This is a genomic window from Gluconobacter sp. P1D12_c (genome assembly GCF_018812105.1).
Taxonomy (GTDB): domain Bacteria; phylum Pseudomonadota; class Alphaproteobacteria; order Acetobacterales; family Acetobacteraceae; genus Gluconobacter; species Gluconobacter oxydans_A.
This window is the reverse complement of the sequence record NZ_JACSIQ010000063.1, coordinates 1-882: the sequence shown is the minus strand read 5'-3', so window position 1 is coordinate 882 and position 882 is coordinate 1. Positions and strand designations below refer to the sequence as shown.

Annotated in this window: 1 protein-coding gene; it reads left to right on the top strand. The window is 49.5% G+C overall.

What is annotated here, in order from left to right:
- Positions 1-299: 299 nt before the first annotated feature.
- Entirely contained in the window at positions 300-860 is a 561-nt protein-coding gene (locus KP705_RS15490) for a hypothetical protein (RefSeq protein WP_252348419.1), read from the top strand.
- The last annotated feature ends 22 nt before the right edge of the window (positions 861-882 follow it).

Sequence of the window (882 nt, the reverse complement as noted above, 5' to 3'; positions counted from 1 at the left end):
TCCCATTCGCTCCTTCTTCCTGAGCAAATACTCTCTTGCACGGTTCTCGGATGTCGCCCGTTTATGCCGTGCATAATTACCCCCCCTTTTGGGGTAAAAACCGCAGTTTTCCACCGAAAAAAGAGAGAGACTACAGAGAGAGATTTTATCTTATTTATATCTAGGGTTTTACCGATCATCCTTTTCCCTTGGGGAACCGCCAAAAATGGCTTGCCATTAGGTCGCACCACGTGCGACCATAAAGTCGCACAGTGTGCGACCTATTCGGCACTCATACAGAGGTTTCCCACATGCGGAACATGACCCGTCTCAAGACCCCAAAAGATCGGCTTCGTGAAGATCAGGCCGAACAGGTTCGCCAAGCCCTTTTGCCGTTTTTTGACAATCCCGATTTTGACCATGATGCCCTTGGCCGGGTCATGGTCACCGTTCAACGCATTACTACCCCAGCCCCCGGAACAACGGAGCCGTTTGTTATGATCCGTCCCGCACAGAACCGTGCTGTCACCTTGTGGCTAATGAAGAACAGTAAACGTCCAATGAAGGCCGTGGACGTCTGGACGCTCTTGTTCGACCACCTGTTCCCACATACCGGACAGATCATGCTAACCCGCGAAGAAATCGCCGAAAAAGTCGGAATTCGGGTCAACGAAGTTACAGCCATCATGAATGAACTGGTGAAGTTCGGTGCGATTTTCTCCGAGCGCGAAAAGGTAGCCGGTATGCGAGGGCCGGGTCTTGTCCGCTACTACATGAACCGCCACGTTGCTGAAGTAGGTAGTCGTGCTACACAAGAAGAACTTTCTACAATACCAAAGCCGGGATTTAATCTTGAAGTTATAGAAGGAGGAAAATTATGAAAACTAACGAACGATTCCATAT